We start from the raw sequence: 878 nt of genomic DNA on the forward strand, positions 1-878 counted from the left end.
TCAGAGGATACACTGACTCAGATTATGCAGGAGACTTGGATAAGAGGAGATCTACATCAGGCTATGTCTTTACATTGGTTGGAGGTGCCATATCATGGCGATCTCGATTACAAGATTGTGTTACGCAGTCTACTACAGAAGCTGAGTATGTTGCAGCAAATGAGGCATGCAAAGAAGCTATTTGGCTTGGTAGATTGGTTGCAGACTTGGGAATCAATGCAGATATGCCAGAGTTATATTGTGATAGTCAAAGTGCTATACAATTGGCAAAGAATCCAGTGTTCCATTCGAAGACTAAGCATATTGATGTGAAGTATCACTTCATTAGGGAAGTACTTGAAGACAAGCAGATACAACTGCTGAAGATCCACACCAAGGACAATCCTGCTGATCTACTCACAAAGGGACTTCCAGGAGAGGTTGTTGGGATTAAAGCCCAAGTGGCCTCTTATGCGGATATGGCCGGCCGCCCGCCTAACTCACTTACCTCTAACTCTTTGTATATACTAACTTATACTTTGTGAATACTAAGATTAATTGGGAGATAACCCTTCTAACAGTTCTCTGCGTAGTGTACTGTGTAAGCTCACTGTGTGTGTGTGAGAGAGTCGACCCACGCTCCGCTCCGCGACTTCAATTGGTATCAGAGCCTTGGTTCAGTGCGGATTTGCGCAATCGCGCGCGCGCGCACTTTTTCGGCAGATTCTGGATCCGGAGTTCGAAAATTCACACTCGGCGTTCCGGGAGCGTTTCCACCAGGCGACCTGGGGTTTTACCCCCCTTTCGAAGCCGTTTATGCCCTCAGAATTTCGTTCTGAGCACTACAGCAGAAGATAGATTTCAGCCGCAAAGAAATCCGTCTTGTGTAGATTGGCAAG

The 878-nt window shown here is 46.2% G+C and carries 1 protein-coding gene; it reads left to right on the forward strand.

The window, feature by feature from the left end; all coding sequences use genetic code 11:
• Positions 1–524, forward strand: a 524-nt coding sequence (locus DD606_RS26135; RefSeq protein ID WP_176691529.1) for a Ty1/Copia family ribonuclease HI, incomplete at its 5' end; no start/stop codon positions are given.
• Positions 525–878: the final 354 nt, after the last annotated feature.

The organism is Enterobacter cloacae complex sp. GF14B (assembly GCF_004136805.1).
In the GTDB taxonomy this organism is placed as follows: domain Bacteria; phylum Pseudomonadota; class Gammaproteobacteria; order Enterobacterales; family Enterobacteriaceae; genus Enterobacter; species Enterobacter hormaechei_C.